Source organism: Saccharibacillus alkalitolerans, assembly GCF_011090185.1.
In the GTDB taxonomy this organism is placed as follows: Bacteria; Bacillota; Bacilli; order Paenibacillales; family Paenibacillaceae; genus Saccharibacillus; species Saccharibacillus alkalitolerans.
Map to the genome: position 1 here is coordinate 664,460 of NZ_JAAFGS010000003.1, position 15,813 is coordinate 680,272.

11 protein-coding genes are annotated in these 15,813 nt (G+C 61.1%); 1 reads left to right on the top strand and 10 read right to left on the bottom strand.

Annotated features, from left to right (window positions below):
- Nucleotides 1-318 precede the first annotated feature (318 nt).
- The 5 genes from GYN08_RS11730 to GYN08_RS11750 form a co-directional block, all read right to left on the bottom strand.
- On the bottom strand, nucleotides 319-1,932 hold the full coding sequence (locus GYN08_RS11730; RefSeq protein WP_166274372.1) for a type 2 periplasmic-binding domain-containing protein: 1,614 nt from the start codon (nucleotides 1,930-1,932) through the stop codon (nucleotides 319-321).
- Nucleotides 1,933-2,002: 70 nt separating this feature from the next.
- Nucleotides 2,003-2,911, bottom strand: coding sequence for a carbohydrate ABC transporter permease (locus GYN08_RS11735; protein WP_206023695.1), 909 nt, complete (start codon nucleotides 2,909-2,911; stop codon nucleotides 2,003-2,005).
- 19 nt (nucleotides 2,912-2,930) lie between these two features.
- The gene (locus tag GYN08_RS11740; RefSeq protein ID WP_166274373.1) at nucleotides 2,931-3,890 is read right to left on the bottom strand and encodes an ABC transporter permease; all 960 of its coding nucleotides are present in this window, start codon (nucleotides 3,888-3,890) and stop codon (nucleotides 2,931-2,933) included.
- Nucleotides 3,891-4,114: 224 nt separating this feature from the next.
- The gene (locus GYN08_RS11745; RefSeq protein ID WP_166274374.1) at nucleotides 4,115-5,125 is read right to left on the bottom strand and encodes a LacI family DNA-binding transcriptional regulator; all 1,011 of its coding nucleotides are present in this window, start codon (nucleotides 5,123-5,125) and stop codon (nucleotides 4,115-4,117) included.
- Between the two features lie 602 nt (nucleotides 5,126-5,727).
- The gene (locus tag GYN08_RS11750; RefSeq protein WP_166274375.1) at nucleotides 5,728-6,531 is read right to left on the bottom strand and encodes an alpha/beta hydrolase; all 804 of its coding nucleotides are present in this window, start codon (nucleotides 6,529-6,531) and stop codon (nucleotides 5,728-5,730) included.
- Between the two features lie 340 nt (nucleotides 6,532-6,871).
- Here GYN08_RS11750 and GYN08_RS11755 point away from each other — a divergent pair, with 340 nt between their 5' ends.
- Nucleotides 6,872-7,084 carry a hypothetical protein gene (locus GYN08_RS11755; RefSeq protein WP_166274376.1) on the top strand — a complete coding sequence of 71 codons (213 nt, stop codon included), beginning with the start codon at nucleotides 6,872-6,874 and terminating at the stop codon, nucleotides 7,082-7,084.
- Nucleotides 7,085-7,190: 106 nt separating this feature from the next.
- On the opposite strand, the gene chrA is transcribed toward GYN08_RS11755, so the two are convergent.
- The 5 genes from chrA to GYN08_RS11780 all read right to left on the bottom strand — a co-directional run bounded on the left by chrA (nucleotide 7,191) and on the right by GYN08_RS11780 (nucleotide 15,770).
- On the bottom strand, nucleotides 7,191-8,414 hold the full coding sequence (gene chrA, locus GYN08_RS11760; RefSeq protein ID WP_166274377.1) for a chromate efflux transporter: 1,224 nt from the start codon (nucleotides 8,412-8,414) through the stop codon (nucleotides 7,191-7,193).
- Nucleotides 8,415-8,641: 227 nt separating this feature from the next.
- Nucleotides 8,642-11,779, bottom strand: a complete 3,138-nt coding sequence (locus GYN08_RS11765; RefSeq protein ID WP_166274378.1) for a VWA domain-containing protein — start codon at nucleotides 11,777-11,779, stop codon at nucleotides 8,642-8,644.
- Nucleotides 11,763-13,844: a vWA domain-containing protein gene (locus tag GYN08_RS11770; RefSeq protein WP_166274379.1), complete on the bottom strand. Its 2,082-nt coding sequence runs from the start codon at nucleotides 13,842-13,844 to the stop codon at nucleotides 11,763-11,765. The genes GYN08_RS11765 and GYN08_RS11770 overlap by 17 nt, the downstream gene beginning before the upstream one ends.
- Before the next feature lie 37 nt (nucleotides 13,845-13,881).
- Complete coding sequence (locus tag GYN08_RS11775) at nucleotides 13,882-14,784, bottom strand: DUF58 domain-containing protein (protein WP_166274380.1); 903 nt, start codon at nucleotides 14,782-14,784, stop codon at nucleotides 13,882-13,884.
- Nucleotides 14,781-15,770 carry an AAA family ATPase gene (locus GYN08_RS11780; protein WP_166274381.1) on the bottom strand — a complete coding sequence of 330 codons (990 nt, stop codon included), beginning with the start codon at nucleotides 15,768-15,770 and terminating at the stop codon, nucleotides 14,781-14,783. The genes GYN08_RS11775 and GYN08_RS11780 overlap by 4 nt, the downstream gene beginning before the upstream one ends.
- Nucleotides 15,771-15,813 lie beyond the last annotated feature (43 nt).

Here is a 15,813-nt window from a genome sequence, read left to right on the forward strand (position 1 = left end):
CCTCCAAACCTTCAAAAGTCAAAGTCAAAGTCAAAATGCGAATTAGATAAAATTGTAAAATGAAAAGGGTGAAACGTTGAAGTTGCTTTCTCCTTTTTTCAGGATTTTGCACAATTGCCGGAACGGACCGAGCCGGAACATCGGGAACGAGGGAATTATGCAAATTCCTCATTTAGAAGATAAATCCGTGAAGCTGCTGTCGGTCATAATAGATAGAAAACCCGGTTCGTGCGGAATTTCCGCGCGCACCGGGTTGGAATACGGCCGGGCCTGCAGGCGAGGTGCCGTCCGGGCCCGGATGTTGCGTTGTTCAATCTGTTATTTCGCGAACTCTTTGTTCAGTTCGTCCAGAACCGGTTGAACCAGAGTCTGCTTGCTTGCTACCCATTTTTTCCAGTTCGCTTCGAGATCGCCAGGCTGCAGGATCAGGTTGGCGTATTCGGTCGCGTAGTCGAAACCGGCTTGGTCTTTCGCTTTGGAGCTGTACAGTTGGAAGTCCCAATCGTAAGCTGCCATTGCGCCGCCTTCGGTGCTCAGTTTCGCTTTTTCTTTATACAAGTCGACCGAACGTTCGCGGAATTCTTTTTTGATCGCCGGGTTGATCACGCTGAAGTCGTCGCCCAGAACGTACAGGCCTTCGAAGCGGCCCGGGTATTTGTCTTCAAGCGTAGTTCCTTCCGGCAGCGTCGTTACGATTTCTCCGTTTTCTTCTTTCCAGTCTTCGCCTTCGAAGCCCAGATTCAGAATGCGCTGCGCGTCTTCCGTTACGGAGTACTCGATCATGTCCATGATGCGCTCGAATTTCTCCTGCGAAATATCCGGCGAGAACACCAGGGACGACCAGAAGTTAACCTGCTCCAGGTTGCGGTATTTGCCGTCTTCGCCGATGATCAGCGCTTCGTGCACGACGTCGGAGCTGTTCAGGTTCAGGTTCTTTTTCATGGCCGTGTCCATATCCTGTCTGTACGAAGCCAGTCCGCCCAGACCCGCGATTGCGGAATTACCGGTCACTTTGAACGCGTCGCCGCCTTCGCTGTTTTTCCAAGTGTAGAATTCCGGATCAAGCAGTCCGTCCTTGTAAGCCTGCTGCATCAGCTTCAGGCCGGTCAGCGTGGACTCGTCGGCCGGTCCCCATTTGTACTTGCCGTCTTCGCCTTTGTAGAAGGCGGACTCGACGCGGGAATGCTCGTTGTTGGCCATCATGAAGCCGGTCAGAAGGTCGCCGGCGTTGAAGGACATCGGGATCAGCTTGGAGCCGACTTTGCCCGGGTCTTTTTCTTTGACCAGCTTGGCGAATTCCATCAGTTCGCTGACCGTGTAAGCGTCTTTCAGTTCAAAGCCGACTTCTTTGGCCCAGTCTTTGCGGATGGCGATAACGCCGATTTGGTTCAGCAGCGGATCGGCCGGCTGATTCTGGAAGTAAACCGGCTTCGGCAGAACGTAAGTGCCGCCGACTTTTTCTTCGAGACGCTCGCCGAGGCCCGTCGATGCGTAGGCTTTGGCGGTTTCCGGCCAACGTTCTTTCCAGTCGTCCGGGAACTTGTAGAACAGGCCCTGGTCGATGTAGTTCATCGCGTCGCCGTTCACGTAGTTCCAGCTGGCGAAGTCCGGCAGGTCGCCCGAGTTGATCCAGAGGCGCATTTTTTCCGGCCAGGAATCCCAGTCGATATAGTTGTAGTCCCAAGTGATATTGAATTTGTCCGTGAAGAACTTGTGGAATTTGTCGTCCATTTTGGCTTTCGAAACGTCGGTAACGCTGGCATACGAGATGGTCAGATTGTCTTTGTAGGTGCCGTCCTCGTTTTTCGCGTCGGCCGAGCCCGTCTTGGAGTCGCCGGAGCCGCCGCTGGAGCAGGCCGTAACGAGCACCATGACCAGGGACAGCGCAAGCAGAAGCAGCGCTTTGACCGAAAACTTGTTGTTCGCTTTCATGTTTTACCCCCATTGTTCAATAAGATTTTGAAAGCCCTTTTTACCCCTTGCGAATCTGTCTATCGTATCATCAGGTCTTGATAGCCCCTGTCAATACCCCTTTTGCGAAGTGCTTTTGCAGCAGCGGGAAGAACGCCATGATCGGAACCATGGTGACGAACACCGCCGCCATTTTCATACCCGTCGAGAAGGATTGCGCCACGCCTTGTCCGACGCTGGTCGCGTTGGAGGCGTTGGTTTGCGATTCGACGATGATCGCCCGCAGCACGTTTTGCAGCGGAAGCTGTTCGGCTTTGCGAAGGAAGATCATCGCGTCGTACCAGCTGTTCCAGAAGGCGACTCCGTAGAACAAAGCGATCGTCGCCATGATCGGAGCGGCCAGCGGCAGCACGATGGAAGCCAAGATTTTCCACTCTCCCGCTCCGTCGAGCCTTGCGGATTCCATCAGCGATTCCGGAAGACCCTGGAAGTAGTTCATCATCAGGATCATATTGAACACGCTGAAGCTTCCCGTCAGGATGACGGCCCAGAGCGACCCGGTCAGATGCAGGTCTTTCATGACCAGATACAGCGGCACGATCCCGCCGTTGAAGATCATCGTGAACAGCACGAGGAAGAAGATCGGCTTTTTGCCCGGGAAGCTGGGACGGCTGAGGCCGTAGGCCATGCTGACCGTCAGGAACAAGCTCAGCGGGAGCCCCGCGGCCATCAGCTTAAGCGTGTTCCAGTAGCCGGTTCCGATGCTTCCGTCCGCGAACAGCGCTTTGTAAGACGCCAGAGTCGGGTCTTTCGGCCACATCAGCAGCGGGTTCGCGGCGTATTCTTTTTGCGTCGCGAACGAAATCATGATGACGTTCCAGAACGGAACCAGGATCGACAGCGCGCCGAGCGTCAGGATGGCGAAGATCACGTAATCCATGATGCCCATCCGGTTCGTGCCGACCTTTGCTTTTTTTGTTTTTCTCGCCAAAGTACTCATTGGGCTTCGTTCTCCTCTCTTATCGGAACAGGCCGTCTCCGCCCATCCATTTGGCCGCCCGGTCGGCAAGCAGCAGCAGCACCATGTTCACGATGGAACGGAACAAGCTGACTGCGGTCGAGAAGCCGAAGTCGGTCGAGGACTGGAACGTGATCCGATAAATATATACGTCGAGCACCTGCGATACATTTTGGGTGGCGGCATTCGCCAAGTTGAAGATCTGGTCGAAACCGGAGGACATCAGTCCGCCGACCGACAGGATGAACATGATCGTGACCGTAGGCATGATGTTCGGGAGCGTAACTCTGAACATCTGCTGCATCCGCGTCGCGCCGTCGATCTGCGCCGCCTCGTACTGTTCCTGATCGATGCCGGATATGGCCGCCAGGAACACGATCGCGCCCCAACCGGTCGACTTCCAGATGTCCGTCAAAATGATCATCGGATAGAAGTTCTGTTCGGAACCGAGGAAGTTGATCGTCGGCAGGCCGAGCAGCGCGAGCAGGCTGTTGACGAAACCGTCGTAGGCCAGCACGTTGATGATAATCCCCGATACGATGATCCAGGACAGGAAGTGCGGGAACGTAAAGGCCGTCTGAAGCACTTTTTTGTACCGTCTCATCCGCAGCTCGTTCAGCAGCAGGGCGAGCAGGATCGGGAACGGGAAGGTAATGAACAATTTGATGATGTTGACGTACAGCGTACGCCATACGGCGTCGATAAATGCCGGATCCCGGAACACGTACATGAAGTTCTCCAGACCCGTCCACTCGCTGCCCCAGATTCCGTCATTGGCGCGGTAATGCTTGAATGCCAGCGACAGGCCGCCCATCGGCAGATACGCGAACAGGATCAGCCAGATCAATCCGGGAATGAGCAGCGTGTACGTCATTCTGTACTTCCAGATTTCGACGAACAGCCTTTTGAATTTCGATTGTTCCCCTTTGGACGTGCCCGGGGTTATAGCTGCGGGTTTCACATGACATCTCCTCACTCTACTTGGGTCTCTGTGATGCTGAAAGAAGAAAACCTTTCGTTTCCGATGTCGTTTCGATCTTGAAGCGAATCGTTTCGATCGACGTCAAACGAAAAGCCGCCACCGCGTGAACGGTTACAGCAAGCGTTTACTTGTCGGCCCGATCGGAAGCCCCTTCGGGCTTCCTCTCCGCCGGGACCCGGAAGCGGCCGCCCGCTTCCGGCCGATCAATTGACTTTCCGACTGGAACCGCGCTTGACGAGCATGGACTCGAATACCACATGCCGGTTCGTCGTCTCCCCCGCGATCAGATCGAACAAAATTTCGACGCTGACATGGGCCATTTCGACGCCCGGTTGGCTGACCGTATCGAGCGACGGATGATAGTATTCCGCCATTTCGATGCCGTCGAAACCGACTACCGATATGTCGCCGGGGATCGACAAGCCCGAGGACAGCACCGCTTTTGCGGCTCCGATCGCGATGGCGTCGGAGGCCGCGAACATCGCCGTTACGCCCAGGTTCTTATTGAGCAGGCGTTTGGCGGCCGCGAAGCCGAAGCTCGGCGCGTACTCGCAGTCTTCCACGAGCGCCGGATCGTATTCGATTCCGTGCTCTTCAAGCGCTTTCTTGTAACCGAGCAGCCGTCGGCTGCCGATCGTGTTTTCCCTGAACGGGAATCGGGCCAGAAAACAAATGTTGCGGTGTCCCATCGAGATCAAATAACTGGTCGCCTTATAGGCGCTCTTCACGTCGTCGATCGATACGCTCGAATACGCGGACGGATCGACTTCTTTCAGCGTGGTGATCGTCGTCAATACGAACGGAACGCCCAGCTGCCGGAACTCTTCTTCGGAGTGGTCGTAAGTGCCGCCCATAAAAATGACGCCGCACAAATTCTTCTCCTTAATAAGCTGCATCGCCGCGGCAATCTCGTCCACGCCGTCCTCCACATGCTGGATCATCAGCGGACAGCCTCTCAAATGAACCTGCCGTTCGACCTCCTTGATCATATTGGCGAAAAAGGGATTGGAAATGCCTTTGACCATCAATGCGATCGTGTTGGACTGGGTCTTCTTCAAATTGCGGGCATTGCTGTTCGGAACGTAGTTATGCTGCTTGACTACCGCCAGTACCCTGGCGCGAGTGGCATCGCTGACGACTCCGCTGTTGTTGAGCACTCGCGATACCGTCGATATGCCCACTCCGGAAATTTTGGCTATGTCCTTGATGTTCATCTGGTCTGCCGCTTCACCTCGGTTATCAGTCGGCTTCTAAGCACCCAAGCCGATTTTGATCGTGCTCGACTTCGTTTATGGGAAACGTTTCCTTAAGTGAAGGAAGCGTTTTCCTGGTCTGTCGAATCGTTTCGATACACATCATAAACCTGAATTTTAGAAGTGTCAATACGGTTTTTACAAAAATCCGAAAATAAAAAACCGCTTTCTTTGAATTGCTTTCACCGACTTGGCATCAAAACGTCGAAAAAAATAAAAACCGCGAATGGGAAGCGCTTCCATTTGATGTTTTTGCCTTTTGGATTTCATCAAAAAATTCTCACATTGAGTTTTTCAATTTAGCCATAGGAAACGTTTCCACCTCCTTTTCACTCTCCTATTCCCCTTTTTGCAATTTGCCGAAACTGCTTCTTTTTGAGCATTTTCGGGTTTTCGCACAGGAAGTTTTCGGCGGCGAATCCCTGTCTTTTTGCCCACGAAAAAAAAGCCGGAGCGGCACCGGGCCGCTTCGGCTTTCCCGTAGGAGAAACAAATTCGCGGGAACGCTCGGTTCGACCGAAGTTCGACCGAACGGGTGCCGCGTTCCGCGGGGTCCGCTTTCTTTACTTAGGATCCGCAAACCCGTTCAATTTGAGCCAGGACGCGCATTCGTCCGTCCAGCGGCGCACATGTTCGTCCCCTTCGGCCAACCCCATCCCGTGTCCTCCCAGCGCATAAACGTGCAGGTCGAACGGAACGCCGTGCCGACCGAGCGCAGAAGCGAACAGCAGACTGTTCTCCGCCGGAACCAGTCCGTCTTCGGAAGTATGCCACAGGAAGGTCGGCGGCGTATCCGCATTGACATTGCGTTCGCTGCTGAGCGCCTCGATCGCTTCGGGAGAAGCGTCCGCGCCCAGCAGGGCGATGCGCGAACCGGCATGCGTATACGGCTCCTGCAGCGTAATTACCGGGTAGCACAGCATCAGCAGATCCGGACGGCTCGAGTGCCGCTCGATCGGGTCTTCCGCATCCGGCGTTCCGGCATCGTGCAGCGTCCCCGCCGTCGAAGCCAGATGGCCGCCCGCCGAAAAGCCCAGCACGCCGATTCGCGCCGGATCGACGCCGAATTCCCCGGCGCGATGACGCACGGTGCGCACCGCCCGCCGGACGTCGGACAAAGCGCTCGGATAACGGTACGGAGCCACCCGGTACCGAATAACGAAAGCCGAAATCCCCAGCGAATTCAACCACAGCGCAATCGGCTCCCCTTCGTGATCGGCGCGGAACTCGTAGCCTCCGCCCGGGCATACGATAACGGCCGCCCGATTTTCCCCTTCCGCCAGATAAGGAAAGATCGCGGGTATGTCCTCATCGGTAGTTCCGGCGGCATTCGGCGCGCCTTCCGGCCATAAAATTACGGGATTCATTCGTGCATCCTCCTAAAAGTCGTTTTCCCCGCCTCTCGGCGGCTTTTGTGCAGAGCTCACCGTCTTATTATACGCCCTGCCCAAAACAGCGAAAGGGGTTTCGGAAAATTAAAGAAGCCCCGCCGGGATTCGCCTCGAAACGAAAGCCCGTTCGCGTCTTCCCGGTCCGGAAAGCGGAACAAGACGCCTAAAACGGCGTTGCCTTTTGACAGGGATTTGCCGGGCGCCCGTCTTCGTCAGCGCGCGAGCATGAGAAAGGCGAAAGCCTCGGATCCGGATTATGCTAAAATAAGTTTGGCGCCGCGCGCGAACAGAATCCGTTACAGAAAGAGGGAACACTATGGCTACGAACCGCAGGCTCGAGACCGAGCAGGATTTTCAGGAAGCGATGGACCAGGAACGGACCATACGCGTGTTCCGGGACGACGAAATGCTCAACGCGGGAGGACGGGTGATCCGCTTCGATTCCTCCATGATCGCCGTGCAGTCGAGCGTCAGCGACCTCGATTATTACGACCGGCATACGTGCGAATTTTACGAACTGAGGAAATAAACCCGCCGTAACGGCGAAGCGTCCGGTATCGAAAAGCAGGACGAAAAAAGCTTCCGGGCACAGCCCGGAAGCTTTTTTCGGCGGTCGGTCCCGCGGAGGTACGCCGTTACAGGAATCCGAGCAGCCAGCCGCCGACCGCTCCCGCCGCCGCCACGGCCCAAGCCGGCAGCTTCCAGAAAGCGAGCAGGACGAACAGCAGCGCCGCAAGCGCAAAGTCTGCGGAAGAATGAACGGCAGCCGTCCATACCGGATCGTACAGCGCCGCCAGCAGGATGCCGACCACGGCCGCGTTCACGCCGGTCAGCGCTCCGCGAATGCGCGGACTGCGGTTCAAGGCGCCCCAGAAAGGCAGCGTGCCGGCGATCAGCAGAAAAGCGGGCAGGAAGATGGCAGCGGTAGCGACCAGCGCTCCGGTCAAACCGCCTCCCGCCGCACCCAGATAGGAAGCGAACGTAAACAGCGGCCCGGGAACCGCCTGCGCGGCGCCGTATCCGGCCAAAAAGTCGGAAGCGCTCACGAATCCCGTCGGCACCACCTCGCGTTCGAGCAGCGGAAGCACCACATGTCCGCCTCCGAATACGAGAGCTCCCGCCCGGTAGAAACCGTCGAACAGCGCCAGCTGGCTGCCGCCTACCACGGAACGCAGCAGCGGCAGCAGAAACAGCAGGGCGAAAAAGAGCGCCAGGCAGCCGGCCGCGAATTTCCGTCCGATCGGAACCGGAAGCGAAGGCGCGCCCTCTCCTCCCGTCCTGCCGTAGAGCGCGATTCCCGCCGCGGCGGCCGCTGCGATTACCGCGATCTGACTGAAAGAAGTCTGCCACAACAGCACGATGCAGGCGGCCAAAACGGCGAGCCCCGCCCGCACCCGGTCGGGAGCCAGAGTCCTGCCCATCCCGAGTACGGCCTGCGCGACAATCGCGACCGCGGCAATCTTCAGGCCATGAACCCAGCCGGAATTCCCCACATCGAACGCCTGCAGGAAAAAGGCGAACGCGATCATCAGCACGATCGAAGGGAGCGTAAAACCGAGCCAGGCGAGCAGCGCGCCGCCGATACCGCCGCGCATCATGCCGATGCCCATTCCTACCTGACTGCTTGCCGGACCCGGCAAAAATTGACACAGCGCGACCAATTCCGCATAGCTTCGCTCATCCAGCCAGGCCCGGCGCCGCACGTATTCCTCGCGGAAATAACCGAGATGGGCCACAGGGCCTCCGAACGAAGTCAGGCCCAGTTTGGCCGATACGGCGAAAATTTCAAGCAGACGGCCCGCGTTCTGTCGATTTTCTCCCGGCCGGGCGCCGGATTTGAGATCGGATTCGTCCTTCACGGAACCCCGCCTTTCTTATTTCCAACTCTTCTTATCTTTTATAAGTCGATCCTTCGCGTTCGTCCAGCCCCGGCGTGTTAACGCGGATCGGGATTTGTGTAAAATTTCATCGTTAGTAACGTCCGGCCCCTGCCCCGCAGGCGCAAAAAAGCCCGTTCGCGAATCGAACGGGCTTCGCTCAACTTTCCTAAGACGCTGCCTCCCCAAGAAGAAACGCGGCTCGGCTTTTAACGGCCGCTTCGCTTCTTGGCGGCCAGCAGCCGATCCATGGCGCTGCCGCCGGACTCCGTCGGCGACTCTCCGTCCGGCCGTGCCGGCTGGGCCGGACGGGCCTTTTCGGCCGGCGGCTGCGCGCTGCCGGCCGGGGAATCCGCCCGGCCCGCTTCGCGGCCGGGCACGGCGCCTCCGCGGTCCGCGCGGAGGCGGTCCACGGCGGAGGTCAGGCCTCCCTCCGCCGCGGACCCGGGCTCCCCGCCTTCGGCGCGGGGAGCCGAGGCCGGCCGCTGCGCGGGCCGGTCCGCCGCGCCCTGCAAAGGCGCGGCCCCGCCTTCGGCGGCGCGCTTCTCGCCGCCTCGGAAGGCCGTGCTCCGCCGCTTGGCGGCGGACAGGCGCGCGAGCGCGCCGTCCTCCGCGGAGGCGGCTTCGCCCGAAGCGGCGCCGGAGCTCCGCCGGCGGGCCGCCGCGAACGGCGCGGCCAGCGCGGCGGCGAGCCGTTCCCACGGAACGGCCAGGCGGCGGACCGCGACGTCCGCGATCCACAGCGCCAGCACAGCGGCCAGCAGCGCCGAAGTCCAATCCTGCATCCGTTTGTGCGGAGCGGCCGGCAGAGCGAACACTTGGGACGGATCGTCCCAGGACAGAACGCGTCCTCCGGTCAGCCGAGCCAGCTCGGACAGGCGGGATGCGCCTTCGTCCGACGACGAAGCGATCCGGTACTCCGGCGAGTACGGAATGACGAGCCCCGTGCCGATCGAGGCGGGAGGCTCGCCCGTTTCCGCGGCCGAACCCTCCGTTCCGCCGGGCTCTCCTTCGCCGCCGCTCTCCGTCGACCCGTCCTGTCGGGAGGCGTCCTGTCCTTCCGGCGCGCTTTGGCCCGCCGGGGACAAATGGAGCAGATACGCTCCCGGATCGCTTAACGGCAGCGTTCCGGTATAACGTCCCGGCGACGTCTGCACCAGCGTGACCGGCTCCGCCGCTCCGCCGCCTTCTTCTCCGCTTCCGACCGAAGCGACCAGCTCGTCGGGCAGCGCGGCGTCCCCTTCCTGCGAAGCGGTTACGCTGAGCTCCGTCCCTCCCTCGCCGAGCGCGGTTTCGATGCGGTAAGGCGAAGCGCTGAACTGGGGAAAAGTCCACTTTACCGTCTGCGTCAGCACGTTCGCGAACCGGTCCCAGGATACCCAGTTCCCCGACCATGCCCCGGTCAGGTCGCTTGTCCAGGCGACGGTTCTGCCCGAGCCGTACTGCCATCTGACCAGCAGCGGATCGGGCTCGGGACTGACGAGCGCCGTCTGCGCCGACGGCTTGGCGCTGGTCGCGACATATCCGCCGATCTGCGGAAGCCCGCCCGCAAAAAGCGGCGACCAGTCGCCCGCGTCGGCGACGGCCGGCGTAAACGGCTTGTCGACCACGTAAGTCCTGGCCAGCAGCACCGCCTCCCGGCTGAAGATCGCCGGCAGCGTCGTTTCGTCCTGAACATCGTAGAAGCGGCCTTTGCCCAGGTCGGCGATGCGCTGCAGCAGTCCCCGATCGGCGTCGGAACCGACCGCTACGCCGGAGACCGTCACGTTCTGTTTGCCGAGTTCGGCAAGCAGCTCATCGTAATTCCCTCCTCCGGCGGACTGCCCGTCCGTCAGGAGAATGATATGCTTGCGCTGCGCGTCGATCTCCTGCATGGACTGCGCGGCCGAGGCCATAGCCGGGTAAATGTTCGTTCCGCCGCCGTCCGGAATCGACTGGATCTGCGCCAGCACCTCTTCCTTGTCGGTCAACTTCTGCGGTTCCACGACCCACCAGGGCGCATCGTCGAAAGCGACGACGCCTACGGTATCCTTGGCCCGCATCAATTCGACCGTGCGCATCGCGGCTTCCTTCGCCAACTCGATCTTGCTCCCGCTCATGCTTCCCGATCGGTCGATGACCAGAATCAAGCCCAGCTCGGGGATCTCCCGCTTGCCTTCCAGCTCCATCGAGACGGGCAGCGCCCGTTCGATCGGGGTATCGAAGTACCCTCCGAGCCCGAAGCTCTGGTCGCCGCCGCTCATCATGAAGCCGATGCCGTAGCTGCGCACCGCCGTTTCGATCAGATCCATTTTGGCCTGCCCCAGCGAGTCGCCGGAGACGTTGTTGAACAGGATACTGTCGTAGCGCGCGTAACCCGCGATTTCCGTCGGCAGCTGTCCCGGTACGATGACGGTCGCATCGATCAGCCCGGCGTTCAGCGCGTTCGCGATATTCGCCGACGTACCCGGCTTGCCTTCCACGATCAGCACGGAAGGGCTGCCGGCCACCCGGGTAAACGCGAAAGCGGCATTGTTGGCCGACTGACGATCGCCCGGCAGGCTTAATTCCGCCCGGTAGCGGTGCAGGCCGGCGCTCTTGGCGAGTCCCTGCAGCAGTACGCTGCTGTCCCCGCGTTCCACGCGCACCGTCTGCGAGCCGATCTCGACATTGTCTTCGTACAGCCGGATTTCGCCCGTTCCCGAGAACGTGCTGCGCAGCTGCGCTTCGACCGTAAAAGCTTCGCCGAGATACAGTTTGCCCGGCAGGGAGAGCGAGTCGATCGCGGCGTCCCGGTCCGTGTCCGCTTGCTTTTCGAGCACGTCGACGGCAATGCCGCGATTTTTCAGCAGCCGTCCCGTTTCGAGCATATTCCCGATATTTTCGGCTCCGTCGCTGATCAGCACGATTCGCGGATCGCCGGCGCCCAGCATGCCGGAAGCCAGCTGCAGCGCCCGCTGCGCGTTCGTGTAATCGGGATCGACCGCGGCATCCAGTCCGCCCAGCGAAGAATTCCCGCTCATCGTCCGTTCCGCCGCGGCGTCGCGGCCGAAAGAGATCACGGCGAACTCGTCGTCCTCGTGTTTGTTTTTCAGCGACGAAGAGATCCATTCCCGGTCCGAATCGCCGGAATCGGCGCTGGACGAACGGTCGACGGCGTAGACCACTTCGTGCCGGCGTTCGACGGTATACAGCTGCATACCGGCCAGAAGGAGCACGAGCAGCAGCAGCGCAAGCGTGCGCAGCGAAGCCGCCAGCCGATGACGGAACATGGAGATTCTCGCGGGCCCGCGAAACGCGAAGAACGCAAAGGCCGCCAGCGGAACCGATAACAGCAGCAGCCAAGGATGATCAAATTGAACGCCCACGCCGGTACACCCCCCATTCCGTCAGCATGATAACGGCGATCAGCGCCGCCAGCGGCAGCGTCAACGGCAGCCGGCCCCTACTGTCGCCGGCGGCGGCCCGGTCCGGCGCCGCTTCGCCCCCTGCCTGCGCTTCGTTTTCGGCTCCTTTTCCGAACGCCGGCCCCTCCTCGGCGGGTGCCGCCGACTCCGAAGCGTCGGGGCGCACATCGAGCAGATAGACCGGCGCATCGTCTAGTCCCGTTCCCGCCTGCTCGAACGCGTACAATCCCGGAACGTTCGGCGCGGGCTGCGAAGAGCTCGGAATACCGGTTAAGTCCGGACTGTTGTCGGCAGGCCGGGCCGGAACCGGATCGTTTTTTGAATCCGATTTTTCCCCGGGCGAGCTTCCGGCTGCCGCCGAATCCGAGATCGTTTCCGCCGGAATCGCCCCGTCCCCGGCTTCGAACGCGGTTCCCTGCAGCGGCCGCCATACGGCGGATTCGGCTCCCGCCGCGATCGGCACTTCGACCGCCGCTCCGGCTTCCGCCCGGCCGAGGCCGCCTCCGCGTCCGCCGGTCAGCCAGGTCACCGCATTGCTGACCAGTACGGGGAACTCGCTGTTCAGCGGCAGGTCGCCGTTCTGCAGATTGAAGCCGAACCACAGCGTCCGGCGCCCGTTTTCCGTGCCGGCCGCAATGGCGGGGCGCTGCCCGACGGTTACGATATTTTCGAGACCGGCGGGCCGTCCTTCCGTCAACGGCCCCAAATAAGGCTCTGTCAGCGACAAATACCGGGTTACGGGATGAGCCGATACTGTCACGCGCCGGTCCGCGGGCTGCCGGGGATCGTCCGTTCCGCCGATCGTCCAGAGCGCGGCTCCGTTCAGCAGGCGGCCCCATTCGCCGCTGCGGAGATCGTCCGGAAGCCTGCCGTCCACGACGACCAGATCCGGCCGGGCTTCGGGAAGAGGCGGCACGGCGCTGTTTCCGTTCGCCAAGCCGCCCTCGCTCCGACCTTCGCCGCCTCCCTGCACGCTGCCGTTCAGGTCCAGCCGCGTAACTTCGGCACCCGACAACCTCAGCGCTTTTTCAAGAAACAAATTGCCGTCCGACAGCAGCAGCGCTTTGACCGCGCCTCCGCTTTGCGGGAAAGCGAACGCGTCGTCGTCCGCCGCATAGTCGTCCGGAGTCCCCTTTAGACTCAGCCGATAGACTTCCGCGGCTCCCGCTCCGTCGAACGTGACGGTCCGCCGCTCGCCCGGCTGCAGGCTGAGGCTCTCGCTGCCCTGGGGCCGGCCGTCGCCCGATAATTCCACGACGGCTTCGAGAGGCTCGGTGCCCGTATTGGCCACGACGCCGACCGCCCGTCCGCCGCCGTCCACGCCGAACTGTTCGACCGACGCGTTGCGGTAGACGGTCCCCCCGACCCGACGCGCTTCGATCGGCGCGGACACCGGAATACCGTCCGTCTTTTCGCTCCACTGCCCGTCCGTATAGACGATAATCCGCGCATCCTCCTGTCCTTCGGCGACCGCCGACGCCAAGGAAACGGCTTCGCGGTAAGACGTTCGCGCGTAGTCCGGGGCGAGCCCTTCCACCGCCCGTTCCCAAGCCCCGCGATCTTCCGTTCCCGACGCGGCAACCTGCGGATGGGCTCCCATGCGAATCAGCGTAAGTCCGCCGTCCGACTGCCGGGTATCCTCCAGAATCCGCCGCTTCATCTCGTCAAGCCGCGTTTCTCCGCCGGACGGGTCTTTCCCCCCGCTGCCGGGGCCCGTCCGCGCGCTCATGCTGGCCGAGACGTCGGCCACGACGATCAAGTGCCCGCCGGAACCCGCTTCCGCCCACAAAAACGGACGCATCAGCGCGAAAGCCAGCACCGCCGCCGCCAGCAGCTGCAGCCACATCAGCAGCCGGCTGCGCAGCTTCTGCCAGGGGCGGTTCGCTTCGGTATTTTCCAGCACCCTTCTCCAGAGCAGATGGCTGGGCACCGGCGTGTCGATAAATTTGCGCTTGAACAGGTACATGATCAGAATCGCCGGAATGCCCAGCGCAAACCAGAGCCCGGCCCACGAACCGATTCCCATCGGCCGCACCTCCCTTCTTTGCGTTTATCCGTCCCGTTCAACGAACCAGTCCCGTTTCGCGCATCGTGCCGAGCACGGTCTCGCGGAGCGGAACGTCGGTAGGCGCCAGCACGTAAGCGATTCCCCTGCGCGCGCAGAACTCCGCCAGCCGCCCGCGGTAAGCGTCGAATTCCCGCTCGTACGCTTCGACCAGGCGTCCGGTCAGCGCCGCTTCCTTGAACGTTCCCAGCTCGGCGTCGATCAACTTCAGATCGCCGGTTAAGCGCGGGGCGATCTCGCCTCTCGTCAGCACCTGCACCAGCACGACTTCCTGACGCGCCGCCTGCAGCCGTGCCATGGCCTCTTCCAGTTCCTCTTCGCCGCGCTCGGTCCAACAATCCGAAAAAATCCAGGTCATGCCCGGCAGCCTCGGAAGCCGCGAACGTTCCGCAAAAGCTCCCGCCAGGTCGCCGCGCCCTTCCGCTTCCGAAGAGGCCAAAAAATCGAGCATCCGGTGTACCGCCGGACGTCCCCGAAGCAGCGGCAGCCCTTCCCCGATCCGCTCGCTCACCCGGTAGACGCCGAGCCGGTCGTACGCGGCAAGCGTCATATAGCCGATGCTTGCCGCCAGACGGGACGCATGCAGCAGCTTGGAAGGGCCGTCCTCGTCGGAAAAATCCATCGACCGCGAAACGTCCACATACAGCGTCACTTGAAGCTCCTGCTCGTCGAGATATTGACGGACCACCTTGCGGCCCGTTCGTCCGTATACGCTCCAGTCGAACCGCCGAACGTCGTCGCCGGGCGAATATTCGCGGTAATCCGCAAATTCGAGCGAAGCGCCCAATTCCCGGGACCGCCTTCTTCCCTGCCTCGTTCCCCGCACGCGGCGGCCCGTCGCCAGCGTCAACCGGTCCAATCTCGCGATCCATTCCGCGCTCAGCAGCTCTTCCGGCTTCATCTCGACTGCTCCAGCCGATCGAGAATGTCTCCGACCAGCGCGTCCGGCGAGACGCCCTCCGCCTGCCCTTCGAAATTCAGCAGCAGCCGGTGCCGCATCGCCGGCTTGGCGGCGGCCAATATGTCTCCGGTCGAGACGTGCATGCGTCCTTTGGCGATCGCGCGGACTTTGGAGACGGCGATCATCGCCTGCAGCCCGCGCGGCCCCGAACCGAAGCGAACGTAACGTTTGACGGACTCCGGCGATTCGGTCTGCGCCGGATGCGTCATCATAAGCAGCCGCACCGCGTAGTCCAGCACCTCCTCGGCGACGAGCACTTCCTTCGCCCCCTGCTGGATTTCGAGCAGCGCGGCTGCATCGGCGCGTCTGACCGCCTGCCGGTTATCCGATACGGTCGTGCGCCGAATGATTTCCTTCAGCTCTTCCGGCGACGGATAGTCGACGTCCAGCTTCAGCAGGAATCGGTCGAGCTGCGCTTCCGGCAGCGGATATGTACCTTCGTTTTCCAGCGGATTCTGCGTCGCCAGAACGAAAAACGGCTCCGGAAGCCGATGCGTCGTTCCGCCCACGGTTACCGTCTTCTCCTGCATCGCCTCGAGCAGGGCGCTCTGCGTCTTCGGAGTCGCCCGGTTGATCTCGTCGGCGAGCACGATGCTGCCGAACAGCGGACCGCGGCGGAATTCGCCGGATACGCCTCCTTCTCCTCCGAAGTGGATCACGTCCGTGCCCGTGATATCGCTCGGCATCAAGTCGGGCGTGAACTGAATCCGCGAAAAAGGCAGGTCCAATGCATCCGCCGCCGAGCGGACCAGCATCGTTTTGCCCAGCCCGGGAATTCCTTCAAGCAGGGCATGCCCGCCCGCGAATACGCACCACAGCATTTGTTCGACGGTCTCGCTTTGCCCGACGATGACTTTGCCGATCTCGTCGCGCACCTCTTCCATCGTTCTCCTCCAGATCTCGATGCGATCGGTTTCCTGCAGCATAGCTTCTCCCCCTCTGCCGGCCGCTGACGGGCCGGGTCGGTTT